Source organism: Prosthecobacter algae (assembly GCF_039542385.1).
Taxonomy (GTDB): Bacteria; Verrucomicrobiota; Verrucomicrobiia; order Verrucomicrobiales; family Verrucomicrobiaceae; genus Prosthecobacter; species Prosthecobacter algae.
Map to the genome: position 1 here is coordinate 404,018 of NZ_BAABIA010000003.1, position 25,088 is coordinate 429,105.

20 protein-coding genes are annotated in these 25,088 nt (G+C 60.1%); 11 read left to right on the forward strand and 9 right to left on the reverse strand.

From position 1 onward, the window contains the following. Positions 1-19: 19 nt before the first annotated feature. From urtB to ABEB25_RS08540, 3 genes are all read right to left on the reverse strand, one after another. The gene (urtB, locus tag ABEB25_RS08530) at positions 20-1,738 is read right to left on the reverse strand and encodes an urea ABC transporter permease subunit UrtB (RefSeq protein ID WP_345735968.1); all 1,719 of its coding nucleotides are present in this window, start codon (positions 1,736-1,738) and stop codon (positions 20-22) included. A gap of 173 nt (positions 1,739-1,911) precedes the next feature. Continuing rightward, on the reverse strand, positions 1,912-3,174 hold the full coding sequence (gene urtA / locus ABEB25_RS08535; RefSeq protein WP_345735969.1) for an urea ABC transporter substrate-binding protein: 1,263 nt from the start codon (positions 3,172-3,174) through the stop codon (positions 1,912-1,914). A gap of 110 nt (positions 3,175-3,284) precedes the next feature. Next, positions 3,285-4,076, reverse strand: a complete 792-nt coding sequence (locus ABEB25_RS08540) for a hypothetical protein (protein ID WP_345735970.1) — start codon at positions 4,074-4,076, stop codon at positions 3,285-3,287. A gap of 280 nt (positions 4,077-4,356) precedes the next feature. Between ABEB25_RS08540 and ABEB25_RS08545 the strand changes: the two genes are divergently transcribed. The 3 genes from ABEB25_RS08545 to ppk1 are packed head-to-tail and all read left to right on the forward strand — an operon-like array spanning position 4,357 to position 9,183. Beyond that, a complete protein-coding gene (locus tag ABEB25_RS08545; RefSeq protein ID WP_345735971.1) occupies positions 4,357-5,448 on the forward strand; it encodes an ROK family protein in 1,092 nt (363 codons plus the stop codon). 59 nt (positions 5,449-5,507) lie between these two features. Beyond that, positions 5,508-7,052: a Ppx/GppA phosphatase family protein gene (locus tag ABEB25_RS08550; protein WP_345735972.1), complete on the forward strand. Its 1,545-nt coding sequence runs from the start codon at positions 5,508-5,510 to the stop codon at positions 7,050-7,052. Then, on the forward strand, positions 7,027-9,183 hold the full coding sequence (ppk1, locus tag ABEB25_RS08555) for a polyphosphate kinase 1 (protein WP_345735973.1): 2,157 nt from the start codon (positions 7,027-7,029) through the stop codon (positions 9,181-9,183). Before ABEB25_RS08550 ends, ppk1 begins: the two co-directional genes overlap by 26 nt. A gap of 25 nt (positions 9,184-9,208) precedes the next feature. On the opposite strand, the gene ABEB25_RS08560 is transcribed toward ppk1, so the two are convergent. Continuing rightward, positions 9,209-9,556, reverse strand: coding sequence for a VOC family protein (locus ABEB25_RS08560; protein ID WP_345735974.1), 348 nt, complete (start codon positions 9,554-9,556; stop codon positions 9,209-9,211). A 41-nt stretch (positions 9,557-9,597) separates the two neighbouring features. Here ABEB25_RS08560 and ABEB25_RS08565 point away from each other — a divergent pair, with 41 nt between their 5' ends. The 3 genes from ABEB25_RS08565 (at position 9,598) to rfaD (ending at position 11,796) form a co-directional block, all read left to right on the forward strand. Further along, a complete protein-coding gene (locus ABEB25_RS08565; RefSeq protein WP_345735975.1) occupies positions 9,598-10,008 on the forward strand; it encodes a (deoxy)nucleoside triphosphate pyrophosphohydrolase in 411 nt (136 codons plus the stop codon). Between the two features lie 192 nt (positions 10,009-10,200). Beyond that, a complete protein-coding gene (locus ABEB25_RS08570) occupies positions 10,201-10,716 on the forward strand; it encodes a hypothetical protein (protein ID WP_345735976.1) in 516 nt (171 codons plus the stop codon). A gap of 72 nt (positions 10,717-10,788) precedes the next feature. Then, a complete protein-coding gene (rfaD, locus tag ABEB25_RS08575; protein ID WP_345735977.1) occupies positions 10,789-11,796 on the forward strand; it encodes an ADP-glyceromanno-heptose 6-epimerase in 1,008 nt (335 codons plus the stop codon). A gap of 428 nt (positions 11,797-12,224) precedes the next feature. Here rfaD and ABEB25_RS08580 read toward each other — a convergent pair whose 3' ends face one another. Then, the gene (locus ABEB25_RS08580) at positions 12,225-12,992 is read right to left on the reverse strand and encodes a hypothetical protein (protein WP_345735978.1); all 768 of its coding nucleotides are present in this window, start codon (positions 12,990-12,992) and stop codon (positions 12,225-12,227) included. A gap of 197 nt (positions 12,993-13,189) precedes the next feature. Between ABEB25_RS08580 and ABEB25_RS08585 the strand changes: the two genes are divergently transcribed. Then, positions 13,190-13,489 carry a VOC family protein gene (locus ABEB25_RS08585; protein ID WP_425571996.1) on the forward strand — a complete coding sequence of 100 codons (300 nt, stop codon included), beginning with the start codon at positions 13,190-13,192 and terminating at the stop codon, positions 13,487-13,489. Positions 13,490-13,833: 344 nt separating this feature from the next. Continuing rightward, positions 13,834-14,487 (forward strand): hypothetical protein, encoded by a 654-nt coding sequence (locus ABEB25_RS08590; RefSeq protein ID WP_345735979.1) that lies wholly within the window; start codon positions 13,834-13,836, stop codon positions 14,485-14,487. A gap of 24 nt (positions 14,488-14,511) precedes the next feature. Here the strand turns inward: ABEB25_RS08590 and ABEB25_RS08595 are convergent, their stop codons facing one another. Both ABEB25_RS08595 and ABEB25_RS08600 read right to left on the reverse strand, forming a co-directional pair. After that, complete coding sequence (locus tag ABEB25_RS08595) at positions 14,512-15,819, reverse strand: glutamate--tRNA ligase (protein ID WP_345735980.1); 1,308 nt, start codon at positions 15,817-15,819, stop codon at positions 14,512-14,514. Positions 15,820-15,931: 112 nt separating this feature from the next. Further along, entirely contained in the window at positions 15,932-16,618 is a 687-nt protein-coding gene (locus tag ABEB25_RS08600) for a GntR family transcriptional regulator (protein WP_345735981.1), read from the reverse strand. Positions 16,619-16,724: 106 nt separating this feature from the next. Here ABEB25_RS08600 and ABEB25_RS08605 point away from each other — a divergent pair, with 106 nt between their 5' ends. Then, complete coding sequence (locus ABEB25_RS08605; RefSeq protein WP_345735982.1) at positions 16,725-17,891, forward strand: Gfo/Idh/MocA family protein; 1,167 nt, start codon at positions 16,725-16,727, stop codon at positions 17,889-17,891. Positions 17,892-17,974: 83 nt separating this feature from the next. On the opposite strand, the gene ABEB25_RS08610 is transcribed toward ABEB25_RS08605, so the two are convergent. Then, complete coding sequence (locus ABEB25_RS08610; RefSeq protein WP_345735983.1) at positions 17,975-18,928, reverse strand: D-2-hydroxyacid dehydrogenase; 954 nt, start codon at positions 18,926-18,928, stop codon at positions 17,975-17,977. 118 nt (positions 18,929-19,046) lie between these two features. Between ABEB25_RS08610 and ABEB25_RS08615 the strand changes: the two genes are divergently transcribed. Further along, positions 19,047-19,766: an ABC transporter ATP-binding protein gene (locus tag ABEB25_RS08615; RefSeq protein WP_345735984.1), complete on the forward strand. Its 720-nt coding sequence runs from the start codon at positions 19,047-19,049 to the stop codon at positions 19,764-19,766. A gap of 8 nt (positions 19,767-19,774) precedes the next feature. On the opposite strand, the gene hrpB is transcribed toward ABEB25_RS08615, so the two are convergent. Next, the gene (gene hrpB / locus ABEB25_RS08620; RefSeq protein ID WP_345735985.1) at positions 19,775-22,327 is read right to left on the reverse strand and encodes an ATP-dependent helicase HrpB; all 2,553 of its coding nucleotides are present in this window, start codon (positions 22,325-22,327) and stop codon (positions 19,775-19,777) included. A gap of 131 nt (positions 22,328-22,458) precedes the next feature. Here hrpB and ABEB25_RS08625 point away from each other — a divergent pair, with 131 nt between their 5' ends. Continuing rightward, positions 22,459-25,059, forward strand: a complete 2,601-nt coding sequence (locus ABEB25_RS08625) for a M1 family aminopeptidase (protein WP_345735986.1) — start codon at positions 22,459-22,461, stop codon at positions 25,057-25,059. Positions 25,060-25,088: the final 29 nt, after the last annotated feature.

Consider the following 25,088-nt stretch of genomic DNA (forward strand, 5'->3'; position numbering starts at 1 on the left):
GCGGGGGGCGTGAGGTTGATCAGGATTCCAGGCTGCGGGTCTTGGTGACAAAGAGCCCGGCAGGCCGCCACTGAAGGAAGAGGATGATGGCCCCGAGGACGAGGATCTTGCCCAGGACGGGATTCCCCAGAATCTGCTGGAGCGACTGGTCCACCACACCGATGCCGATGGCACTGGCGACGGTGCCGACGAGGCTGCCGACGCCGCCGACCACAACGGTCATGAAGGCATCCACAATGTAGTTTTGCCCGAGGCTGGGACCGACATTGCCAATCTGGGAGAGGAAGGCCCCGGCGAGACCTGCGAGGCCACTACCGAAACCGAAGGTCATCATGTTCACCCGCTCCGTGCGGACGCCGAGGCAGGCAGCCATGTTGCGGTTTTGCATGACGGCACGGATGAGGAGGCCGAGGGGAGTCTTGCTGAGGAGTGCCCAGGTGCCGAAGATAATAAGGACGGCGAAACCGATGACGAAGACGCGGTTCCAGCCGAAGACGATATCGTTGACAGTCCAGTTGTCACTGAGCCAGGAGGGGCTGTTGACCTGCACATTGTTCGACCCGAAGACGAGACGGAAAAGCTGCTGGAGGACGAGCGAGACGCCCCAGGTGGCGAGGAGACTTTCCAAAGGACGGCGATAGAGAAAACGAATCACGCCGCGCTCCAAAGCGAGGCCGACGAGGGCGGCCATGATGAAGGCCATGGGCAGGGCGATGACAAAGTACATCTCATACAACCAGCCGGTGGAATGCATGCCGGGGAGGCTGACCTTCATGCCGAAGGGGGAGAGGGCGAGCCCCTCTGCAAAGAGGCACTGGACGACGTAGGTGGTGTAGGCACCGACGGCGATGAGCTCGCCATGGGCCATGTTGATGACGCCCATCAAACCGAAGGTAATGGCCAGGCCGATGGCGACGACCAGGAGCACGGAACCGAGGGAGAGGCCACGGAAGAGGGTGCCGAAGAAATTGACGGTGGTGCGGTGAGACTCGACAGCCGCCAGGGCTTTTTTCGCAGCCGCGAGGAGTTCTTTGTCACCGGCTTTTTCGGCCTCCTTGACGACGCTTTCGAGAGAGTCTTTGGCACTGAGCGGATGGATGTCTGCGAGGGCGGTGCAGCCTGCGAGGCGGACGGCTTTATCCGGGCTGCGCAACTGGGTGAGGGCGATGGCCTCCTGCACGGCGCGTTTGACCGAAGAGTCGGTTTCGACCTGGAGGCGTTGTTCGAGAATGGGGAGCTTGGCGACGTCGCGCTCCATGCCCATCTGGGTGATGGCGAGCATTCGATCCTTGGCCTCGGGAGCGGTGAGTTTGGAGAGGTCCAGGAGGGACTTCATGGCGCGGCGGATGCTGCTGTCGGTCTCGGCAATTTCTGCGCGGGCGGGTGAGACGCGGATGACGGCGCCTTGAGCATCTTTGAGAGGCTCTTTGGTATCCAGGCGGAGGGCGGTTTCTTTTTTGGTGGCATCGGGATCGCCCGCGAGGGTGACGGCGATGTATTTGTCATCGGCCCCTTCGACGAGGTAGATGGAGCCGCCTTTCCAGGCATCGAGCAGAGGCTCAAGATCGGGGTCGCTCATGCCGGTGAGGGAGTTGATGAGCTTGACCTGGGCGTCGCTGTCTTCGGTGAGGACGACGGCTTCCGCGATGATGGCGCGGGCGCTTTTGGCCTCTTGGGCCGAGGAAAGGGAACTCGAGAGAAGAGTGGCCAGGAGGCAGAATAACCAGGCTTTTTTCATGGCAGGCAAGTCAGTGAACCGATGGGCAGGAGTGCAGCTTTGATGCCACGGGCGGACATTGAATCCGGGATATGTGCAAGGTGAGAGAAAGGGGCGGCCCACGACCAAACGGGCCGCCCCAGGATATGATCCACCCACCTCCTGTGAGAGGGCGGGTGGTGCAGGGTGGGAGATTACTTGGTCTTGAAGGTGCCTTTCAGGAAGGGCTCGCCGTAGACGTTGTCGTAGGACTTGAGGATCTTGAACTGGCCGTTGGCCTTGGTTTCACCGATGAAGACGTTTTTGGTGACGTGGTGATTTTTCTGGCTGGTGACGGTGCCGGCAGGGCCTTCGAAGCTGATGCCTTTTTCAAGTTCAGCGATGACCTTTTCCACCTCGAAGGTGCCAGCCTTTTCCACAGCGGCTTTCCAGAGATAAACACCGACGTAACTGAGGACCATGGGGGAGCAGGTGACGCGACCATCCTTGACGATCCCGGGAACGTCGCTCTTCGCCAGCCAGGCATCGAAGTCGGCGATGAACTTTTCATTGGCGTCAGACTTGATGGACTGGAAGTAGGTCCAGCAGCCAAGCTGCCCAACCAATTGTTTGGCAGGGAGGCCGCGGAATTCATCTTCCGAGATGGAGAAGCTGACGACGGGGCAGGTTTCAGCCGTGAGGCCAGCGGCGGCGTATTCCTTGAAGAAGGGGACATTGGTATCGCCATTCAGGGTGCTGATGACGCAGGTGTCGCCACCGGCGGCGTACTGCTTGATCTCAGAGACGATCTGCTGGTAGTCGGTGTGGCCGAAGGGGGTGTATTTGCCTGCGGAGATGATCTTGCCGGACTCGTCCTTTTTGAAACCGCCGCCGATGTTTTCCAGAGGCACGCCTTTGCTGAGGAGGTACTCCAGAAGCACGAGGTTGGTGGTCTGGGGATAGACGTAGTCGCTGCCGAGAAGGTAGAATTTTTTGAAGCCTTTTTCGAGCATGTAATCCACAGCGGGGGTGGCCTGCTGGTTCACGGCCTCGGCGGTGTACATGATGTTGGGAGACATTTCCTCGCCCTCATACTGGACAGGGTAGAAGAGGAGGCCTTTGTTGGACTCGAAGACCGGGAGGACGGACTTGCGGCTGACGGAGGTCCAGCAGCCGAAGGTGACGGAAACCTTGTCCTGCTCAAGGAGTTGCTTGGCCTTTTCGGCGAAGAGGGGCCAGTTGGAAGCGCCATCGACGACGACGGGTTCGATCTTTTTGCCGAGGACACCGCCCTTGGCGTTGATCTCGTCAAAGGTGAAGAGGAGGACATCGCGGAGGGAGGTCTCCGAGATAGCCATGGTGCCGCTGAGGGAGTGGAGAACGCCGACTTTGACGGTCTCCTGAGAGTGGATGACGGGGGTAAGCGAGGCGAGGGCCGCCGCGATGGCAAGGCGGGACAGTTTGAGAGAAAATTTCATGAGTCAGAAAAGGATGGAATCCGTGAGAAGAGAGGGGTGCCGCGTGTGGGCATGGTTTAAGAAAGGTGCACCTGGCATGGACGCCCGATGCACCTGGATGGGAGGGGACCTTAGAAGGTGATCACCACGCCGGCACGGCCACGGATGAAGCCTTCATCCGGGTTGGTGACGATGACATTGTCATTGGTGTAGAAGTAATCTACGGAGGCGGTGAGGGCGACGTGCTTGGAGACAGGCAGCGTGGCATTGAGGCCAGCGGAAGCGAAGCCGAAGCCGGCCTGGCCGCCGTGGTAGTTGTGGGTGTCATAGCTCAGCGCGATGGGGGCGGCGAGGGTGACGGGACCACACTTGGTGGTGGGATTGATACCCACCTGAACGACGACGCCTTCACCGAAGGCCTCTGCGGCACCGCGATCAAAACGGCCGTGGAGGAGGAGGTAGGGATTCAGCATGCCGCTGTAATCCACGCGGAAGTCGATGATTTTTTCCGTGTTGCCGCCGTAGTTCCAATATTGGTTAATCAGGGTGAACTTGAACTTGTCCATGGTGTAGGACATGCCAGCCCAGACATCGATTTCCTGGACGCGGTTCCCGAGGGTGGAGTTGGACTCAAGGTTGTCGTTGATGTCCATCCAGGTCCCGACGAAGAAGGTGAAGTTGCTGGTGAGATTAAAATTAACGGCGAGGGAGGGGTGAAAGAGAGGATCCTCCCAGGACTGCCCGGCGCGCCAGATGTCCTGACCGTAGGAGACGAAATGCGAATCCATGAGCAAGGAGAGAGTGCCTGTGACGAGGGGTGGCCCAGGCGGGGTCTCCACCGGCGGGGCGGGGGGAGTTCCAGCAAGGAGGGCACCGGAGGTCAGGGAAAGGACCGAGGTGGCCAGGAGGCATTTATTGAGCATCGCATGCAACGAGCACTTTAATTTCATCGTATTGATTCGCGTTAGTGTTGATTCGCTAATCCGCCTGGCAGGGAAATCCGGTCTCAAACGAATCCTTGTCAGGCGGTCAGCGATACTAATGTGCTGAGCATCATGCGTGCCATTTCCCATTAGGATAATGGACAGATGATATGATGATTTGGATTTAGCGGAGGCAGCCAACGAGGGAGGGGAAAGCGGCGTCCTTTTTACGTACGTAGCAGTGGACTGCCGAAGGACGGGGATGGGCGGGGATGCGGGAATGTTGCTTGCTGCGAAGGCAAAGCCGATGCTCTATTTGGCCATGCCCGCCAAAGCCGCCCTCAAAATCAAACTGAAGAAGAAGCCCGGCAAGAAGATCAAGGAGAAGGTCTTGCCTGCGCTGAAGGCCGTGCCGTTCTGGGTGGGATTTGACCTGGGTGGCACGAAGATGCTGGCCTGTGTGCTGGACGCTGATTACAACGTGCTGGGAACTGCGCGGAAGTCCACCAACGGATCCGACGGGCAGATCAAGGGACGCAAGAAGATCGTGACCGCGATTCAGGAGGCGATTGCAGCGGCGGGAGTGGACCCGAAAGGGCTGCAGGGGATTGGCATCGGGTGCCCGGGGCTGGTGAATCCAGAGAAGGGCATCCTGATCAATGCGCCGAATCTGGGCTGGAAGAACATGGGGCTGACGGGCATTTTAAGGACGGCCTTCAAGAAGCCGGTGGCGGTGCTGAATGATGTGGATGCGGGGACCTTTGGCGAATACAAGCTGGGAGCCGGCAAAGGGGCGCGTTCACTGCTGGGGATCTTTCCCGGAACGGGGGTGGGATCGGGCTTTGTCTATGATGGCAAGCTGATCATGGGGCGGAATGTGTCTGCCATGGAGCTGGGCATGATTTATGTGCCAGGCACCCATCTGGGCAGCGCGCTGCCTGGGGCGGTGATGATCGAGGATTTGACCAGCCGTCTGGCGGTGGCCTCGCAGGCGGGGGTGGCCTGCTATCGCGGGCAGTTGCCGGAGCTGGATAAGAAGACGCGTGGCAACCTGCGGGACATCCGCAGCAAGGCGCTCTCCGCAGCCTATAACTCAGGGGAACCGGCGGCGGTGGCGATGATCCGCAGCAGCGTGGCCTATCTGGGCATGGGCATCGCGGCGGTGGTGAACCTGCTGGCGCCGGACCACATCACGCTGGGAGGCGGGCTGGTGGAGGAAATCCCGCAGGTGTACCTGACGCTGCTGAAGGAAGAGGTGAACCGCTACGCGCTGCCGGGACTGAGCCGGGGCATCCGGTATTCACTGGCCAAGCTGGGCGGCAATGCGGTGGCCATCGGCAGTGTGGCTTGGCTGAGAGAGCAGAAGCCGTGAGTACGTTCCTGAACAAGCGCCCGACCCAATCCCCTAACCAACCCTTTGTCAGTTCTGTCATGTCTGAACCGTCTGCCCCCCCGTCTGCCGAGCACGCCATCATCTATGTGGGCGCGGCCTCCCTGTCCCTCATCATTGGGACCCGGAATGAGTCTGGCACTTTCAGCCTGCTGGAGCATCTGGACAAGCCGCTGCCGATGGCACGGGACATCTTCCGGACGGGCACGATCACCCGAGCGACGGTGGAGCAGGCGGCGGGCATCCTGAAGGACTATCTGCTGACCGTGCGGGAGTATGGGCTGCCGCTGGCGAATGTGCGGCTGTACAACACCAACATCCTTTCGGAAGCGGCCAACCATGAGATTTTCCTGAACCGTCTGCAAGTGAGCACGGGACTGATCGCCCGGCTGATTGACGACGGGGACATGACACGTCTGGTCTATCAGATCGGTCTGCGGATGCTGAAAAAGAATCCCGAGCTGAGGGAGGGCCACACGTTCGTGACCCACATCGGGCCGGGCAATACGCGCGCCCTGTATTTCAAAAACGGGCGGCTGGCGGCGTATAGCAACTATCGGTTAGGCATTTACCGCGCCCGCGAGGCGGTAGCCGGGGCTGATGGCGAATCTGCCCAGCATCTGACGCATCTGGAGGAGCACATCCGCGGCGTGGTGGACCATCTGGCGCAGGACTACTCCGGGTATCCGATTGACAATCATGTGGCGATCGGGGCGGAGATCCAGAGCGTGGCGGCGGAGCTGACAGCAGCGAAGCAGGGAGCCTTCCGGATCACGGAGGATGAGCTGGAAAGGTTCACGGAAAAGCTGGCGGTGCTGAACCCGGATGAACTGGTGCGGAAGCTGCACGTGCACTACACGGGGGGCGAGGGCATCGTGCCGGCCCTACAGACGAACCTGGCACTGGCGCGACGGTTTGGCGATGAGGCCCTGTGGATCCCGGAAGGAGATTTCCAGCGGGAGCTGATGCTGGACCTGATGACGGCCAGCCCACATTCGGCCAACTTCCAGGATGAGGTGGTGCAGGCGGCGTGTGAGATCGGCGTGCGCTACAAGACGGACCGCAAGCATGCAGACCATGTGGCCGGTTTTGCCCAGCAGCTTTTCCGCGAGCTGCAGCATCTGCACGCCCTGGAGCCCAAGTATGAACTGGTGCTGCGGGTGGCGGCGGTGCTGCATGAGGTGGGTATGTTCATCAGCCCCCGTGAGCATCACAAGCACAGCCTGTACATCCTGCTACAGACGGAGATCTTTGGTCTTAGCAGCTCGGACGGGGAGATGGTGGCGCTGCTGGCGCGCTATCACCGCCGGTACAATCCGGAGCCAAACCACCCGACCTTTTCTGACCTGAGCCGCGAGGAACGCATGATTGTATTCAAGCTCGCGGCCCTGCTGCGCATCGCCGATGCCCTGGACCGCACACATGCGCAGCGCATCAAGACCATCCAACTGCGGCCTGAAGGCAGCCGCCTATACATCCTGACACCGGGCGTGGACGACACGACGGTGGAACAGATTGCCATCAACTCCAAGTGTGACCTTTTCCGCGAAATTTACGGCTATGACATCCTCCTCTCCAAGCCCTGACACGAAGTCTCCAAGCAAAGCGATGGCCATCAGCGAAGAACATTTCCTCAACCGTGAACTGAGCTGGCTGGCCTTCAATGAGCGGGTGCTGGCCGAAGCGGCACGCGCTGAGCTACCCGTGCTGGAACGCGTGAAGTTTCTGGCAATCACGGCCTCGAACCTGGACGAGTTCTTCATGGTGCGCGTCGGTGCGCTGCAGTTTCTGCGGGAGCAAGGACGGCGAGTGAAGGATCCTTCGGGGCTGACACCGACCCAGCAGTGGGAGCAGATCCAGCAACGGGCGACGGCTTTTGTGGAGCGGCAGTATGAGATTCTGAATGATGAGCTGCTGCCGCTGCTGCGGGAGAAGGGCATCCGCCGCCTGAACCCGAGCGAGCTGACCCCTGCGCAGCGCACTCACCTGGAAGCCTACTTCAGCGAGCACATCTTCCCGGTGCTTTCTCCTATCGCCCTGGATGATGACAAACCGCGTGTTTCTGTTCCGGCGCTGCAAATCGCGCTGCTCTGCAAGGTGCAGTCCGTGGCGGAAGGAAAGATGACGCAGAGGCTGGTGCTGTTCACGCTGCCGTCCAACCTGCCCCGGCATGTGCTGGTGCCGGAGGTGGAGAGCGGGCTGCATGCCTACCTGAATCTAGAGGACCTGCTTTCCGTCTTTCTACACCTGTATTTCCCGTCTGAAAAAGTGACGGCCAGCGCGCGGTTCCGCATCAGCCGGAACTCCGACATTGCGGTGGATGATGAGAGCTCCTTTGACCTGGCGAGCGAGATGGAGGACATCCTGGAAGCACGACTGCAGAGCCCGGCGATCCGTATCGAGATCGAGGACGGAGCGCCGCGCGATCTGGTGAAATCCATCCGTGACCTTTGCGGAGCGAAGACGGCACAGGTTTACACCGTGCCGGGTGAGCTGGACCTGCGGGCGTATTTTGTGATCTCGGGTCTGTCGGGCTTTGAGGACCTGAAGGTGGAGCCTTGGGACAGCCAGGCCTCGCCGCAGATCGAACCTGGAGAGAGCATGTTTGACGCGATCAAGCGCGGGGACATCCTGCTGCACCACCCGTATGAGTCGTTTGACCCGGTGATGCAGATGATCGAGGAAGCGGCGGCGGATCCGGACGTGATTGCCATCAAGCAGATCCTGTATCGCACGGCCAAAAACAGCCGCATCATCAGCGCGCTGATCCGCGCGGCCCAGGCGGGCAAGCACGTGACGGTGCTGGTGGAGCTGAAGGCGCGGTTTGATGAAGCCCGCAACCTGGAGCGTGCAGAAGAACTGCTCAATGCAGGTGCCCAGATCATCTACGGCGTGAGGGGGCTCAAAACTCACGCGAAGGTCTGCCTGGTGATGCGGCGGGAGGCGGGGCATCTGGTGAGGTACATGCACTTTGGCACGGGCAACTACAATGAGGCGACCTCCAAGCTGTACACGGACATCAGCTACCTGACCTGTCGACAGAACTACGGCAGCGACGCCAGTGCCTTTTTCAATACGGTGACGGGGCGCTCGCGCTTCGTGCACTTCGAGCGCATCTCGATGGCCCCCTTTGGGTTGCGGGAGCGGCTGCTTTCGATGATCCACAGCGAGACGGAACGTGCGCGCCAGGGGGAGGAGGCGGAGATCATGCTGAAGATGAATGCGCTGGAGGATCGGAAGATGATCACCGCACTGTATGAGGCCTCGCAAGCGGGCGTGACCGTGCGGCTGAATGTGCGTGGCATCTGCTGCCTGCGCCCAGGAGTGAAGGGGCTGAGCGAAAACATTCGAGTCGTGAGCATCATCGACCGCTACCTGGAGCACGCGCGCATCTACCACTTCCGCCAGGGCGGACGGCCAGTGATTTTCATCTCAAGCGCGGACTTCATGAACCGCAATCTTTCCAAGCGGGTGGAGCTGCTGGTGCCGGTGGAGGACAAGGAGGCGAAGAAGCGGCTGACGCACATCCTTGAGACCCACTTTGCGGACACTTCCCGTGGCCGGGTGCTGAAGCAGGACGGCACATGGGCACCGCCTGCCGCGAACGCCGCCAAGGCCCTGCGATCCCAGGAAATCTTTGCCAAGGAGGCGGCCAAACGCATCCGCCAGCGTAACCAGGCCCCTGATGTGCTGGTGCCGCACAGGCCGAAAGAATAAAGAACTGAGTGAAGGAGGGGGCTTCTCAACCGACGTATTGGGTGATGAAGCCCTCATTGCCTTCCGGATCGCGATAGCGGCCGAGGAGGATGGGTTCCCCCTCCCGCTGAGTGGGAACTTCGAGAATGCGGCCGCCTGCGCGCTCGATGGCGACGGCGACCTCCAACACATCCTCAAACTGAAGGCTGAGGCCGGTGGGATTGACGCTGCCGTCATGGCCGCCATGGAGGGCGAGGATGGCATCGCCACAGGAAACCTCAGACCAGAAATCGCTGACAAAGATCTGCTGAAAGCCGAGGACGGCAGTGTAAAATCGGACGGCGCGGCGCATGTCTGCCGCCAGGAGCATGAATTTGACTTTCTCTGGGCGCATCCCTGGATTATGCGCGGCTGCCTGCTGCCGTCAGTGAAAAAATGAATGCGTCTCCTGCCATGCCTGTGGATGTCGTCTGTGCCGTGATCCGGCGCGGGGAGCAAATCCTGCTGGCGCAGCGGCCACCGGGGAAACGGCTGGCCGGGCTGTGGGAGTTCCCCGGCGGGAAGGTGGATGCCGGAGAGGCCCCGGAGGAGGCGCTGCATCGCGAGCTGATGGAGGAGCTGGGCTGCGAGGTGGAGGTGTTGCAAGCCGGGCCACCCGTGCTGCATGAGTATGACTGGGGCTGGATACGCCTGTTTCCCTTTGTGTGTGTGCTGAGCCCCGGAAGCGCTGAACCACACCCGCATGAGCACACGGAACTGATTTGGGTTTTTCAAAAAAATCTCGAGCGCCCAGACCTTGCCCCGGCTGATGTGCCAGTGGTCCATTGGCTGTGCAATCCGGCCTAGATCCTGCGACACAAGTCGTTGATGCTAAGGATATTGCGAATTTTTAAAGCGCACGCTTTGCGCTGAAAATCGGGTAAAAACCCCCGCTTTATTACACAAATCTTGATATTTCGATATTTTTAAAGTTTTCTATAATTATTTGATATTTGATACAAACCATGACAAATTTCTGACGTTATCTTGAAATTTGCCATGCACACCGCCGCCCCACTCACCAGTTCGGAAATGGCTTTTGTTACTTTTGACCTGCTCAGTTTTGGAGAGATTTTGGTGCCTGACCATCCTTTGAGGTTTGGCTTTCAGGTGGACATCGTACCCTCGCAGAATGCTTGTCGTCAGATCGTGATTGGCCTGGTTTCGAAACCTCGCGAAGCGGGGGAATCGACGGGCCGGACCCATGGGTTTGCGGTGCGGGTGGATCTCGAAACCGGGGAAATTTGGGATCTGCTGAACGACAGCGGGCTGGTGGGGTGGATCGAACGGCCCATGAGCAGCTTTACGGATGAAGAGCCGCTGCTGCTGAACTGGGAGGTGGATCACCACGGGGCGGCCCTGATCCCCCGGCTGCAGATCGCAAATGAAGTCTTCCTCTATCCGGCCCTGCTGTACACCGATGGTATGGTGATGGAAACGCTAGCCGGCAGTGAATCCGAGTCTGGGGTGCAGGCGTCATTTTTGCATCCGGCGGTGTGGAAAGAGTCTTTCTAAAACACGCCCAAAGCCCTGACCGAAGGCCAAGTGGGGGTTGCCAACCTGATTTCTCCTCGCTATCGCCTGAGGATGCCCATCACCCCTGAAAGCCGCATTCTCGTCACCGGTGGCGCCGGATTTATCGGTAGCGCCCTCGTCTGGGAACTGAATCGCCGCGGCTGTGAAAACATCATCGTCTCTGACCGCCTGTGCACGGACGAGAAGTGGAAGAACCTGGTGCCGCTGAAGTTCCACGACTACGTGGACGGAGGGGACCTGGAAAAGCATCTGCGCAGCTCACCGGAGAGCCTGGGACAGTTCGATGTGATCCTGCACCTGGGTGCGTGCTCTGCCACGACCGAAAAGGATGCCGACTACCTGATGCGGAACAATTACGAGCTGACGAAGATCCTGTGCGAATGGGCGCTGTCCAGGGGCACGCGGTTTGTCTATGCCTCCTCCGCAGCGACCTACGGTGACGGTGCGCATGGGATGGATGACCAACTGGAAAATCTGCATCAACTGCGGCCGCTGAACATGTACGGCTACTCGAAGCACCTCTTTGACCTGCACGCGAAACGCACACGGATGCTGAACCAAGTGGTGGGCATGAAGTACTTCAATGTCTATGGCCCGAACGAAGATCACAAGGCGGACATGCGAAGCGTGGTGCACAAGGCCTATGGCCAGATCCTGAACACCGGGAAGGTGCAGCTCTTCAAGTCCCACCGGCCCGACTACAAGGACGGCGAGCAGATGCGCGACTTTTTGTATGTGAAGGACGCCATCCGGATGACTCTGCACCTGGCGGAGCAGACCACGGCGAACGGGCTTTTCAATCTGGGATCCGGGCAGGCGCACACGTGGGTGCAACTCGCCCAGGCCATCTTTGCAGCCCTGGGCAAGGAGCCTAACATTGAGTTTGTGGACATGCCGGAACACCTTCAGTCCAAGTACCAGTATTACACCTGTGCGGACATCACCAAGCTGCGGGAGTCCGGCTACACGCAGGATCTTTTCACGCTGAATGAAGCGGTGCGCGATTATGTGCAGGGCTACCTGGTGGGGGACAAGCGGTTGGGTGACGAAGGGGTGTGAGGGAGGAGCTCAGTGCTCAGTGCGAGGGGGGAGGGGCGAGGGGTGAGCGAAGGTTCAAAGAACGGGGCTTGGCAAGCCCCGCTCCTTGGGGGTGTGGGGAAGCTCGGGGATGACGTGATCGGACGGGGGCGGACGACGAGCGATGGGACCTATGCGTCGCATAGGTCCTATGAAGCTGGGGCGGACGGGGCCGGGTGAGCTTTCGAAAGCGCCAGGGGACTGGCGCAGTCCAGGACGCTTCGCGGCAGCGGGGATTTCCTGTGGCAATGCGGCATGCATCTGCAAGCGCATTATTTGTTAGGCGAAAAGCCTTTGACTGCCTTTGACTGCCTTTGACTGCCTTTGACTGCCTTTGACTGCCTTTGACTGCCTTTGACTGCCTTTGACTGTGGGCTGTTTTCTGGGCACCCAGGTGGGCGGAACCCGGATCAGTCGGCTGGCTTGGGAGGTGGGGAGTCCTGGGGGCCGGCCTCTTTGGCACGGCGTTCGCGGGCGGCCTGGAATTCCTTGCCGACGGCTTCGCGGTAACGTTCGCGGAGCTTTTGGACGGCTTGTACACGCTCTTCACCGGCGGTGGATTCCACGCGAGTGATGGCCTCGCGAACGAGCGGGTAGGCGACGACGCGTTCGTGAAGCTTGCGGGTTTCTTCGCGCCGTTCCGGACGGGAAAAGCTGAGAAGCTCCATGCCCATGCGCTGGACCATGATTTTGGGGAACTCGCTGGAGTCGGTGGCGGGGAGCTTGGGCAGCTCGCGGGGATCGAAATGGTCTTTGGGCTCGATCTTGGCGAGGATGGCGGCGGCTTCGGGGTCTATCTTGATGAGGGATTCGCGGATGGTGTCGCGCATTTCTTCATTGGCACGCATGGCTTTGTCCTTGGCCTCGATGACTTCCGGACGGCTCCAGACCTTGTCCAGGGCCTCGCGGACACGCTTTTTCTCGTCCTCGGGCAGCTTGTCAAAACCGTCATGACGCATGGGGGGCCTGCCACCGAAACCGGGCATGCCGCCACGCCTGTCGCTGCGATCACGATCGCCACGGTCTCCCCGGTCACCTTTCGGAGGGCCGTAGTGGGCAGGGGGTTTGTCACCACGTTCGCCTTTGGGCGGCGGGGGAGGCTCTGCGCGGGCGACCGTTGCCAGGGCCAGCAGGAGGCCAGGGAGTGCCAGGAATCGTGTCATCGCGTCAATTTTCATCGGATCGGAGGGGTGCGCAACCTCTGAACGGGAAGGTGCAGAGATCGGTGAGGTAAACCCTGGGAGTGGGGATGAGTTGCGCAGCGAGGGCGTCTTCCTTTCATGAAGGGAGGAGCTGGCCTGTGCATGGCTAGGCGAATGGATGGCGTGAAAAGGAACTCGACGACTCCCCTGCCCTGGCGACTTTCACGGTAGCCATGCTGCACCACCTGTCTTTCTGCGTCAGCGATCTGGCGCGCTCGTCCGCCTTTTATGATGCTGTGCTAGGGGCGCTGGGCTATGTGCAGGTGTGGGCAGATGATACGGCGGTGGGTTATGGGGTAGTGGGTGGGGAGGACCAGTTTGCCATCAAGCTGAGGCCAGGCCCGGTGACGGTGCCGAAATCGGGCTTTCATGTGGCCTTTGTCGCGGCATCCCGGGAGGCGGTGGTGAACTTCCACGCCGAGGCGCTGCGACATGGGGGGGCGGGACAACGGGGTGCCGGAGCTGTGCCCTGAGTATGGTGCCCATTACTTTGCAGCCTTCGTCTTTGATCCGGATGGGTACCCCATCGAGGCTGTGATCTGTGATCCGGTGTAATACGGTTTAGCGTGATGGATGGGTTTAATCGCGGCAGTTCGGGCGTCGCGCTGCGACGCGATGAGTGAAAGCGGTGTGCGCGCCACAACCGCGCCTTGAAAGGCGCGGCTAAGATACGGACGCCGCTCTGCGGCTGGGGAAAGAGGCATCGGGATGCGTATCAGGCCAAGGAGACATGAAGCTTGGTTTCACCAACCAGTGCGGCTAAATCGTATAAGCTTCTGCCGTGACAGTGCGGGCAGGCTTTGTGTAGCATGGGCGGATGATGTTTCGTTTGATCAAACGCCTGCGGGTGTTGCTGGCGGGCGGGCTGTTGTTTGCCCTGTGGTTCTTCGCGCCGCGCCAGGCGGACATGGAGCAATTTGACCCTGCGGAGATGGGGCGGCTGGAGTCTGACATGTGGCGGCACTACTATGAGAAAAGCTATGTGAGGCTGGGGGCGGATCTGTTTCTGGCCTCGCATGGGCAATACGGATTTTCGCCCTGGGACAGTGTGCGCATGGCCTGGCATGCGGCGAAGGCGGCACGGCTGACGCAGCCGAGCCAACCCCGCGCACAGGCCTTTGCGGTGGGAATCCCGCCGCTGGTGAAATATTATGAGGTGATCCAGAAGGCGACGGGATCTCCCTGGAAGCCGGAGGAGATGGCCCCGCTGGAGCTGGAATGGTGGGTGATGCGACGGGAGAAGGCGACGTGGCCGCAGTATGGCGAGACCATCAGCCAACTGACGGCGATGACCTACCAGGTGCCGATAGAAAGGGTGCGCGAAGCATGCCTGCTGAGGGCGGAGATGATGGACTACCGCGACCAGCGCCGCAACGGAGGCATGAAACCGGAGGACTGGGAGCACATCTCCAAGGAACTGGGAAGATCCTGGCAAATGCTGAAAACGGCCGTCACGACCCGCCCGCCCTGAGCGGACGGGGGGAAGTAGGGCGAATCAAAGCGCGAGGGTGCGCTGGATCCGGCCCAGCGTGCTGGCCTGGCCAATGAGGTGGGCGATGGTGCTGACCCCAGGCCCACGTGACTGGCCGCTGAGGGCAAAACGCAGCAGCGGCATGAGAGCCCCTGGCTTGACACTGGCGCCTTTGGCGGCGTCTTCGATGGCGGTGTGCACGCTGGCTTCAGTCCATTCGGTGAGAGCTGCGAAGGCGGCGGCGGCAGCCTGAAGGAGCGCGGGGTTCTCCGGCTTGGCCTTGAGCTTGGTCACGACATCGGCCTCGAAGGGATAGTCTTCGCGGAAGAAGTAGTGCACCCAATCGGGTATCTCCGTCAGCAGGCTGACCTTTTCTTTCACGCTGTAAACTGCGGCGGCGGCCACGGCTTCATCGGTGATGACGAGACCGGCTTTGTCGAGGAAGGGACGGGCGGCGGCGAAGAGGTTTTCCGGGCTGAGGGCGCGGAGGTACTGCGCATTGAACCAACTGCATTTCTGCATGTCAAAGCGGGCATTCGAGCTGTGGATTTCTGCGGGCTCAAAGAGGCTGGTGAGGGTGGTGCGGTCGAGGACTTCGGCCTCGGTGCGGGGGGTCCAGCCGAGCAAGCAGAGGTAATTGAACACGGCATCCGGGAGGAAGCCGCCATTCATGTAGCTGCTCTCGATAGCGCTGCCGGCATCACGCTTGCTCATCTTGGAGCTGTCGCTGTTCAGGATGAGGGGGATGTGGGCGTAGGTGGGCGGGGTGGCCCCGAAGGCATTGAAGAGATCGATGTGCTTCCAGGTATTGGAGAGGTGGTCCTCGCCACGGAAGACGTGGGTCATCTTCATTTCGATGTCGTCCACGACATTGACGAAATGGAAGATGTAGCTGCCATCGGGACGGCGGAGGGTCATGTCCGGCTCCTCGGTCGGGGCGAAAGTGACATCGCCGCAGACGAGGTCGTGCACGGTGATGGCGGTGCGGCTGAATTTGAAACGGACGGCACCATTTTCTTCCACGTAGGTGCGGCCATCGGCGGTGAGCCTAGCGAGGTAACGGTCGTAGATATCCTTGCGCTGGCTCTGGTAATAGGGGCCGTAGTCGCCGCCCTTTTCGGGGCCTTCGTCCCAGTCGAGGCCGAGCCATTTGAGGCCCTTGAGGATACCTGCGGAGGCTTCTTCGGTGTTGCGTGCGCCGTCGGTGTCCTCAATGCGCAGGATGAAGGTGCCGCCGTTTTTGCGGGCGAAGAGCCAGTTGAACAAAGCTGTGCGGGCACCACCGACGTGGAGGTCACCGGTGGGGGAGGGAGCGAAGCGGACGCGGATCATGGTTTTGGGGCCGTCAAGAAAGGGCAAGCGACGGGAGAGTCAACCGAGGAAGGCGGCTTTGCATGGCTGCGGTTTTACACCTTATTCAGGGGGGACTCGCCCCCTGCCCGGCTCATTTCATGAGTTTTTGATAATGCGAGAGGGCGGTGGCATTGTGCCGCTGGATGACCTGTGTGAGCTTTTCCACATCGCCTTGACGAAAGGCGCGGACAATGGCGCGATGGTCTTTGTTGGCCTGTTCCGGGCTGGGGGGCTGGGTGCCTTGGAAGGCGAGGCGATGGAGGCGTTCCCATTCGGCCAGGATGGATTGCAGCCCCTGCTCGGCCCGCGTGAAACCTGCGATGCGGCAGGGCAACAGATGAAATTGGCGATTGGCCTGCTCGAACCCCGCGGTGTCGCCACTGATGGCGGTGGTTTCCAGGGTGTGGAGGATGGCGTCCAGTTCGGCCAGATCGACCTCGGTCATTCGCGGCAGGGCGTGGATGGCGGAAGCGGTCTCAAGGGCCCCCAGCAGGGCAAAGATTTCAACGAGGGCCGAAACATCCACCGGGGTGACACGGACGCCGGTGTGGGCGCGGATTTCGACGAGGCGCTCCGACTGAAGCTGACGCAGGGCCTCACGCACGGGGATGATGCTGACCTGGAATCGTTTGGCCAAGGCATCGATGACAAGGACCTCCCCTGGCTGCAGGCGGCCGCCCATGATCTCGGCACGTAAGGCATCGTACACGGCGCGCTGCTTGGTGGGGATGGCGACCGGATTCGTGTCAGCGGCGGGCTTGGGGAGAGATTTGGGCATGGACGAATCTGGAAGCGGGATTGAAAACTCGCTTGCCATATATCATATATGATTTAAAAAGCAACACGCAATCCCATGGATTGCCGTGGACCAACCTTTCTTCATCATGAGCATCCAACGCATCGGCATCATCCTCAACGGCGTCACCGGACGCATGGGCACCAATCAGCACCTCGTGCGCTCTATCCTGGCTATCATCCGCCAGGGCGGCATCAAGGTTTCCGATGAACTGACGCTGATGCCAGACCCGATCCTCACCGGGCGCAGTGCGAGCAAGCTGCAAGAACTGGCGGCGAAACATAGCTGTGAAAAAACGGGGCCGCTGAAGACCAGCACGGATCTCGCGGCGGTGCTGGCCGACCCGGCTTACCCGATTTTCTTTGATGCTTCCGGCACGCTGCACCGCGCCCGGTTTGTGGAGATGGCGGCGGCAGCGGGCAAAGCAGTCTATTGTGAAAAGCCAACGGCGGTGGAGACTGCGGAGGCCCTGCGCTTGGCCGAAGTGTGCGAGAAGGCGGGCATCAAAAACGGCGTGGTGCAGGACAAGCTGTGGCTGCCGGGCCTGCGCAAGCTGGCGCTGCTGAAGTCGCAGGGATTCTTTGGCCGCATCCTGAGCGTGCGCGGTGAGTTTGGTTACTGGGTCTTCACCGGTGAGCATGAGGGCCAGCCTGCGCAGCGCCCTTCCTGGAACTACCGCAAGGCCGACGGCGGCGGAATCATCGTGGACATGCTGTGCCACTGGCGCTACGTGATTGATAATTTGTTCGGCGAAGTGACGGCGGTTTCCTGCCTTGGGGCCACCCACATCCCGCAGCGAGTGGACGAGAAAGGCGAGACGTACAACTGCGACACCGATGACAGTTGCTACGCCACCTTTGAAACGGCCGACAATGTGGTCTGCCAGTTCAACAGCTCCTGGAACGTGCGTGTGCGCCGCGATGACCTCTTAACGTTGCAGGTGGATGGCACCCACGGCTCGGCCATGGTGGGGCTGCGCAAGTGCTGGTTCCAGTCCATGGCGGGCACACCCAAACCGGTGTGGAACCCAGACATTGACAGCCCGATCAATCATTACAACCACTGGCAGGAAGTGCCGGACACGGCGGAGTATGACAACGCCTTCAAAATTCAGTGGGAGATGTTCATCAAACACGTCGCGCTGGATACGCCCTTCCGCTGGACCTTGCGTGAAGGTGCCAAGGGCGTGCAACTGGCAGAGCTGGGCCTGCAGAGCTGGGCCGAGCGCAAGTGGCTGAACGTGCCGAAGATCTGAGGCTAACCATTGAGAGCGTGGAGGAGAAACGCGGTTGCGGTCTCCTCCACGTTATTTGTGTTTTGGTGCCGATGCCTGACGGATCAGCCCACGACGTTGACGGGTTTTCCGTCGAGGAAGGCCTGCAAATTGGAAGCCGTCGCCGCAATCAGGCGGATGCGGGCCTCACGGCTGGCCCAGCCGATGTGGGGGGTGATGAGGCAGTTTTTGGCTCCGATCAACGGATTGCCATCCTTGGGCGGCTCCACCGAAAGGACGTCCAACCCGGCACCGGCAATGCGGCCACTGTTTAGCGCGGCAGCCAGGGCAGCCTCATCCACCAGAGGACCACGGCCCGTATTGATGATGAAGGCGGACTCCTTCATGAGGCCAAGGGTGCGGCCATTGACGAGGTGCTTGGTGGCATCGGTCAGCGGACAGTGCAGACTGATGGCGTCACTCTGCGCAAAGACTTCGTCAATGCTGGCTGGGGTGACACCATCTGGAGGCGACGTTTTCCAGTCACGCTTGCTGGCAAGGACCTTCATTCCGAAAGCCACGGCAATGCGACCAACGGCGGCACCAATGTCGCCATAACCAATGATGCCGAGCGTGCGTCCGCTGAGTTCGATGATGGGATAATCCCAGTAGCAGAAGTCTGGGCAAGCCTGCCAGCGGCCTTCGGCGACGGTCTGGGCGTGATGGCCCACATGGTTGGTCAGCTCCAGCAAGAGGGCAAAAACAAGCTGGGCCACGGCAGGCGAACTGTAACCTGGCACATTGGTGACGACGATGCCGCGCTCCTTTGCCGCAGCGACATCCACAATGTTGTAACCCGTGGCGGTGACGCCGATGTATTTCAGATCGGGCAAAGCCGCGATGATTTCACGGGTGACGGGAGCCTTGTTCGTGATGATGACCTCGGCCCCGGCACAACGCGCGACGGTTTCTGCCACAGGCGTGCGGTCGTGAATCTCGCATTCAGCGATGACTTGCAGAGGTGCCCAGGAGACGTCTCCGGGATTGGCGGTGTAGGCATCGAGCAGGACGATTTTCATAAAGTGGCCTGCATGATGGGCGGGCGGGCGGGCTTGGCCAGAAAGAAAGTATTCAGTATTCAAAGGGAGCGAAATCTGAATACTGAACGCCGTGCCCTGAAAAACTGTTTAAGCACTCATGATCCAGATTGATAACCTCACCATGCACTACGGCGACCTGAAGGCGCTGGACAGCCTGTCGCTGGAGATCCGCCCTGGGGAGCTGTTTGCCTTTTTAGGTCCCAATGGCGCAGGTAAAACCACGGCAATCAAGCTGCTGACAGGCCTGATGAAACCGATGAGTGGCCAGGTGCGCATCTGTGGCATTGATATCCAAAAAGAGCCGCTCAAGGCCAAGTCCATGCTGGGCTATGTGCCGGATGTTGCGGTGTTTTATGAGAAGCTGAGCGCCCCCGAATTCATGCAGTTCATCGCCGAGCTTTTCGAGATGGACGTGCGGAGGGCAGCAGCGCGCACGGACGAGCTTTTCACACAGTTTGGCCTGCATGAGCACTGCGGGCAACGGATCGAAAACCTGAGCCACGGCACACGACAGAGACTGGCCATCGCCAGCGCCTTGCTGCATGACCCAAAGGTCTTTGTCATTGATGAACCCATGGTGGGCCTGGACCCCATCCACGCCCGGGTGGTGAAGGAGGAACTCAAACGCCAGACCCAGGCCGGAGCCACGGTGCTGATGAGCACGCACCTCCTCAACATCGCTGAAGAGGTGGCGGACCGCATCGGCATCATCAACCGGGGCAAGCTGCTATTCGTCGGCACCCTGCAAGAGCTGCGTGCCGCCCATGAAAAACAGGGGCTGCGGCTGGAAGAAATCTTCCTGGAGATGGTGGGGTGAGGGCCCTCTCACCGCCACTCATGCCGCGGATAGCGACCGCGAAGCTGGGTTCGGACAGCGGGGTAACTTTCCTTCCAGAAGCGGCCAATGTCGCCCGTGGTCTGGATGGGGCGCTGGGCGGGTGAGAGGAGATGCACGGTGACGGTGACACGACCACTGGCGACCTTCGGATTTTCATTCACATCGTACATCTGCTGGAGCACGACGCTGACACTGGGCGGCTGTTTTTCATCATAGACGATGCGGGCTGATTTGCCGTTTTTGAGGTTGAGGCGCTCCGGCGCGTAGCGTTCCAAAAGATCGCGCTGCGCATGGCTGAGCCACTGGTGCAGCGCGGGAAAAACATCCTTATCCTTGAGCTGGCGGTAGGCAGTCGCCCCATGGCAGACTTGCTCGATGATGATGCGGCGGTCCTCCTCCGTGATGGGTGGGATTTCCAGGTCGGGCATCCATTTGGCCAGGCAATTCACCCGGGTGATCCACTGCTCCACTCGCTCGTTCCAAAGGGTAAGCGTGAGACGACCTGCGATGACTTCATCGGCCAGTAGGGTGGCGGCGGTGTTGTGATCAGGCTCGCCCTTTTCACGGCTGCTGAGGACGAGGCTGCGAAAACGCACCTCCTCCAGGTTCATGACACGGCGGTTCACCGCGTCATACTGGGCACGCTTGCCCACATTGAAGTCATCTGGGAAGAGTTCGCGCAGCCACTCTTCCTCTACCTTGGTGACGAGATTGAGCTGCACGGTCAGCGCCTTGCCCTGCACCTCGGTGATCTCTGAGGCGACGAGCAGACGCGGTGGCTTGATGTGGGCATCCTTGGCCAAATTTCCACTGTAACCACCGGCCACGCGATAGATGCGGCTGCCTCCGCTGGTCTCCACGCCCAAATGATCGCTAAATGCGGCTAACAAAGTTTTCGCCAAAGATTCAGCGGAAGCCACTTCGTCATTGATGACCAGTCCCGCACGCTGAGAGAGGCGGAGGAATTGATCGTAACTGCGCGCGGCCTCCCGGCAGGCCATGGCGTGGACATTGAGCGGGATGCAGGCCTGGGGATCGAAGTTCATCGCCTCCGCCCGAATGAAGGCGCGAATGAGCGCCTGGAACTCCGTGAGATCTCCTGGCTCCCAGAAATCCTCATTCTTGTGAGAAGCATTGTTTTTCCCCACCATGAGGATGTCTCGGCCTTGGGCCATGGCCGCGCAGAGAGCGGCCTCACGCACACAACCATTTTCGGAAGCCGCCATGAGCATGCGGGCAAAACGGGGGTGAGTGGGGAAGGCGGACATCTTCATCCCAATGGAAGTCAGTTTGCCATGGGCAATGGCCCCCAGATCCTGCAACAACCCTTCAGCACGAGCCAAGGCAGCTTCGGCAGGTCTTTCGAACCACTGAATGTTCAGCTTGGCCTTGTCCGATGCCACATGCAGGGCCAGCAGGGCCTCGCCTAACTCTAAGCGTTGAATCTCAGGGGCTTCACTTTCCGCACGGTGGATGTGCTCGCGCTCGGCCCACAGCCGCAGGGCAATGCCCGGCCCCAGACGTCCCGCACGCCCTGCTCGCTGCTCGGCACTGGCCCGGCTGATCTTTTGGATCGTGAGGGTATTGATGCCACGACGCGGATCGTAGCTGGCGATGCGGGCCAGCCCAGCATCCACCACGGCGCGCACCCCCTCGATGGTGAGGGACGTTTCAGCGACGTTCGTACTGACGATGATCTTCGGCTGCTCGCCGGGCGTCACGGCGGCATCCTGGTCCTGAGGGGAAAGTTCCCCATGCAGGGCGACGATGCGGCGACCTTTGGCAAAGCTGCGCCCCTGGAGGGTCATCATCGTCTTGCGGATCTCAAAGGCCCCCGGCATGAAAACGAGGATGTCGCCGCTGCTACCGAGTTCGCCCGCCAGCGCTTCACAGGCACGTGCGGCCTGTTCCCACACAGGTTCAATTTCATTCGTGCGGGCGTTTTTGTTGGGTGTTTGATAACGCACCTGCACCGGGAAAGTTCGGCCCTGAGACTCCAGCAGTTCGACAGGCTGCATGAACTCCGACAACGGGCCGGGCGTCAAGGTGGCCGACATGACGATGATCTTTAAATCGGGCCTCCGGACTCGCTGAAGCGCGATGGCCCAGGCGAGTACGAGGTCACCATCGAGATGGCGTTCGTGAAATTCATCAATGACGATGCAGCCCACCTTGGCCAGTTCGGGGTCTTCCATCAGCAGTCGCAGCATCACCCCTTCCGTCACGTAAATGAGGCGAGTATCCCGGGAGGTGACGTTGTCAAACCGCACCTGGTACCCCACCTCGCCTCCCAGGCGCGCACCGCGTTCCTTGGCCACACGCTGGGCCAGCATGCGGGCCGCAATACGACGAGGCTGCAGCACGATGCAACGCTGGCCTTCCTTCAGAATGCCCGCATCGAGGACAAACTGCGGCACCTGCGTGGACTTGCCCGAACCTGTGGGAGCCTTGATCAGCATGTTCGGCACCTTCGGATCATGCAGGCATGAAACGACGGCATCGCGGATCTCAAAAATAGGCAGGGCAGCAGGGGCGGGCATGGGGGATGGCAAGAGGCCAGGAAAGCAGCGATGAGTCAAGAAGGGGTGAGAGAAGAAAAGTGGTCGAAAACGGGCTGTCTACAAAGTCCAGGATTGCCAGCCGGGGGCCGTTTCCTCCATGGTGGAGGTCTATGCGGTGGCCCATTCTTCTTTCGCTCCTCATTTCGTCCACCACCCTGGCGGACTCGCTCCACACCTGCGAGCACTGCGCTAAGCACCTGCTGCCCGCCGTGACCAAGCTGACACCGGGCCGCAAATATGCCCGAGACCGCCGGGTGGACATTCAGCACTTGAAGTTAGACGTCACGCCGGATTTTACCAAACGCAGCGTGGCCGGCACGATGACGATGACCTTCAAGCCCATCGCGCTGCCTTTGGACAAACTGGAACTGGATGCCGTTGACTTAGCCATTGCCGATGTGCAGGTCACCGGAGCCAAACTGGCGGACAAGATCGTCGCCGAGGAAAAGCTGACGCTCGTGTTTGCCACCGCCATCGCCCCAGGAGCAGAGGTGAGCGTGAGCATCCGATACAGTGCCGAGCCCACTCGCGGCCTGTATTTTCGCACGCCTGAAATGGGCTACAAGCCAGGTGACAGCCAAGTCTGGAGCCAAGGGGAAGCGGACCTGCATCGCTTCTGGTTTCCCTGCTACGACTATCCGAACGAGCGCTTCACCAGCGAGGTGATCTGCCATGCGCCCAAGGGCATGGAGGTGGTATCCAATGGCAAGCTGGTGGATAAAAAGGAAACAGGAGAGCTGACCTCCTGGCACTGGCTTCAGGACAAGCCGCACGTCAATTACCTCATCGCGCTGGCGGCAGGCCACTTTCACAAGATCGAGGACAAAGCAGGCGATCTGCCCCTGGCGATGCTGTTGCCGCCATCCAATAAAGCGCAGGCGGCCAATGCCTTTGCGGACACCCGCAAGATCATCGAGTTCTTCCAAAAGGAGATTGGTATCCCCTTCCCCTGGGACAAGTATTACCAAGTTTACTGCCACGACTTCATCGCTGGCGGCATGGAAAATACGAGCTGCACCTTTGAGGCTAGCAGCATGCTGTTCAATTCAGATACCGAGACCTTGCGCAGCCTGCATCGGCTGGATGCCCACGAAACAGCGCATCAGTGGTTTGGAGATCTGGTGACCTGTCGGGACTGGTCGCACCTGTGGTTGAATGAAGGATTCGCCAGCTATTACACGGTGCTTTATGAGCAGGAAAAAAGTGGCGATGACGCCATGAAATACTCACTCTGGCTAGAGGCCGAAGAAGTCCTGGAAGCCAAGGACACCCGCCCCACCGTGTGGAGAGACTATGGCGACCCGATGCAGCAGTTTGACACGCGGGTGTATCCGAAGGGGGCGTGGATCGTGCACATGCTGCGCAGCCAGCTTGGGCCTGATCTTTACCGCCTCGCCATCCGCACCTACCTGGAGCGGCATCGCAATGGCATCGTCAGCACGGATGATCTGCATGAGGTGGTGGAAGAAATCAGCGGCCTGTCTTTCGATGCGTTCTTTGATCAATGGGTTTATCACGGTGGCTTCCCTGAACTGAAGGTGGACTACGCCTGGGATGCAGCCAGCAAACAGGCCAAGGTGACGGTGCGACAGACACAGAAAGTGACGGATCAAGTGCGCCTGTTCCAGTTCCCCCTGCCCGTGGCTTTCACCCTCAAAGGCCAGAAAGATCCAATCAAATTCACCGCCAAGATCACCCAGGCAGAGGAAGCCTTTTACTTTGCCCTGCCTGCCCAACCGGAACTGATGCGAGTGGACCCGGACTACACCGTGCTGGCGAAGGTGGACTTCTTGCCAACCGGTGACATGCTGGACAAACAGTTGGTTAGCGATGTCATCGGACGCCTATTGGCCGCGCAGATCCTAGGATCGCGCAAAGATCAGGGCAGTGTGGACAAACTGGCCCGCCTGCTCAAAGAGGATGCGTTTCATGCCGTGCGCAGCGAGGCCGCCAGATCCCTCGCCAAAATCGCCACTCCGGCAGCCCGCAGCGCCCTCATTGCCGGACTGGCTGGCCAGACGGATGCCCGCAGCCGTGCCGCCGTGGTCGAGGCGCTGACCGCCATCCCCCATCCAGAGGCGCAAAAGGCGCTGATGGCCCATGCCGAGACAGAAAAGAATCCAGCCATTTTGACGACCATCATCAAAAGCTGGGGCACCCGTCCAGGCGATGCCGCCATTGCCCCCCTCCTGGCGAAACACCTGAATTCCAAGACCTACCAAAACACCCTCTCCGCTGCCGCCATCAGTGCCTATCGTGCCCAGGATGAAGCCAGTGCAGCCACGGCCATTCTCGCCAAGCTTCAAGATGACCCCCTAGAGTTCCGCACCTGGGACTATCGCAATGCGTTAGATGCCGTCGCTTTCCTCGCCCGCAAGCAGGAGAACCGGGATGCCGTGCGCAGCTTTTTGGTGACGCACCTTTCGCACCCGAAAGAAGAGCTGCGCAGCGGAGCCGCCAAAGCCCTTGGCACTCTGAAAGATCCCAAGGCCATCTCAGTTCTCCAGGCCATGCTGCCCGAAGCGGGCCCGTATGCCGACCCGGTGCGGGAAGCTGCGGCGAAATCCGTGCAAACCCTGCAGGCCGAACAACCAGGAAGTGCTGAGCTCAAGAACCTCTGGGACCAGGTGCAGCAGTTACAAAAGAAGACCGAGGAACTGCAAAATCGGTTGGATGACGCCAAGAAAAAGGCCGAGCCCGCCAAGAAATAAGCGCTGTAAAATAAGCGCTGTAACCACAG

Bases quoted from the DNA above. Each gene is read 5' to 3' on its own strand.
- urtB (WP_345735968.1), bottom strand. From the start codon at position 1,738: ATGAAAAAAGCCTGGTTATTCTGCCTCCTGGCCACTCTTCTCTCGAGT.
- urtA (WP_345735969.1), bottom strand. From the start codon at position 3,174: ATGAAATTTTCTCTCAAACTGTCCCGCCTTGCCATCGCGGCGGCCCTC.
- ABEB25_RS08540 (WP_345735970.1), bottom strand. From the start codon at position 4,076: ATGCTCAATAAATGCCTCCTGGCCACCTCGGTCCTTTCCCTGACCTCC.
- ABEB25_RS08545 (WP_345735971.1), top strand. From the start codon at position 4,357: ATGTTGCTTGCTGCGAAGGCAAAGCCGATGCTCTATTTGGCCATGCCC.
- ABEB25_RS08550 (WP_345735972.1), top strand. From the start codon at position 5,508: ATGTCTGAACCGTCTGCCCCCCCGTCTGCCGAGCACGCCATCATCTAT.
- ppk1 (WP_345735973.1), top strand. From the start codon at position 7,027: ATGACATCCTCCTCTCCAAGCCCTGACACGAAGTCTCCAAGCAAAGCG.
- ABEB25_RS08560 (WP_345735974.1), bottom strand. From the start codon at position 9,556: ATGCGCCCAGAGAAAGTCAAATTCATGCTCCTGGCGGCAGACATGCGC.
- ABEB25_RS08565 (WP_345735975.1), top strand. From the start codon at position 9,598: ATGAATGCGTCTCCTGCCATGCCTGTGGATGTCGTCTGTGCCGTGATC.
- ABEB25_RS08570 (WP_345735976.1), top strand. From the start codon at position 10,201: ATGCACACCGCCGCCCCACTCACCAGTTCGGAAATGGCTTTTGTTACT.
- rfaD (WP_345735977.1), top strand. From the start codon at position 10,789: ATGCCCATCACCCCTGAAAGCCGCATTCTCGTCACCGGTGGCGCCGGA.
- ABEB25_RS08580 (WP_345735978.1), bottom strand. From the start codon at position 12,992: ATGAAAATTGACGCGATGACACGATTCCTGGCACTCCCTGGCCTCCTG.
- ABEB25_RS08585 (WP_425571996.1), top strand. From the start codon at position 13,190: ATGCTGCACCACCTGTCTTTCTGCGTCAGCGATCTGGCGCGCTCGTCC.
- ABEB25_RS08590 (WP_345735979.1), top strand. From the start codon at position 13,834: ATGATGTTTCGTTTGATCAAACGCCTGCGGGTGTTGCTGGCGGGCGGG.
- ABEB25_RS08595 (WP_345735980.1), bottom strand. From the start codon at position 15,819: ATGATCCGCGTCCGCTTCGCTCCCTCCCCCACCGGTGACCTCCACGTC.
- ABEB25_RS08600 (WP_345735981.1), bottom strand. From the start codon at position 16,618: ATGCCCAAATCTCTCCCCAAGCCCGCCGCTGACACGAATCCGGTCGCC.
- ABEB25_RS08605 (WP_345735982.1), top strand. From the start codon at position 16,725: ATGAGCATCCAACGCATCGGCATCATCCTCAACGGCGTCACCGGACGC.
- ABEB25_RS08610 (WP_345735983.1), bottom strand. From the start codon at position 18,928: ATGAAAATCGTCCTGCTCGATGCCTACACCGCCAATCCCGGAGACGTC.
- ABEB25_RS08615 (WP_345735984.1), top strand. From the start codon at position 19,047: ATGATCCAGATTGATAACCTCACCATGCACTACGGCGACCTGAAGGCG.
- hrpB (WP_345735985.1), bottom strand. From the start codon at position 22,327: ATGCCCGCCCCTGCTGCCCTGCCTATTTTTGAGATCCGCGATGCCGTC.
- ABEB25_RS08625 (WP_345735986.1), top strand. From the start codon at position 22,459: ATGCGGTGGCCCATTCTTCTTTCGCTCCTCATTTCGTCCACCACCCTG.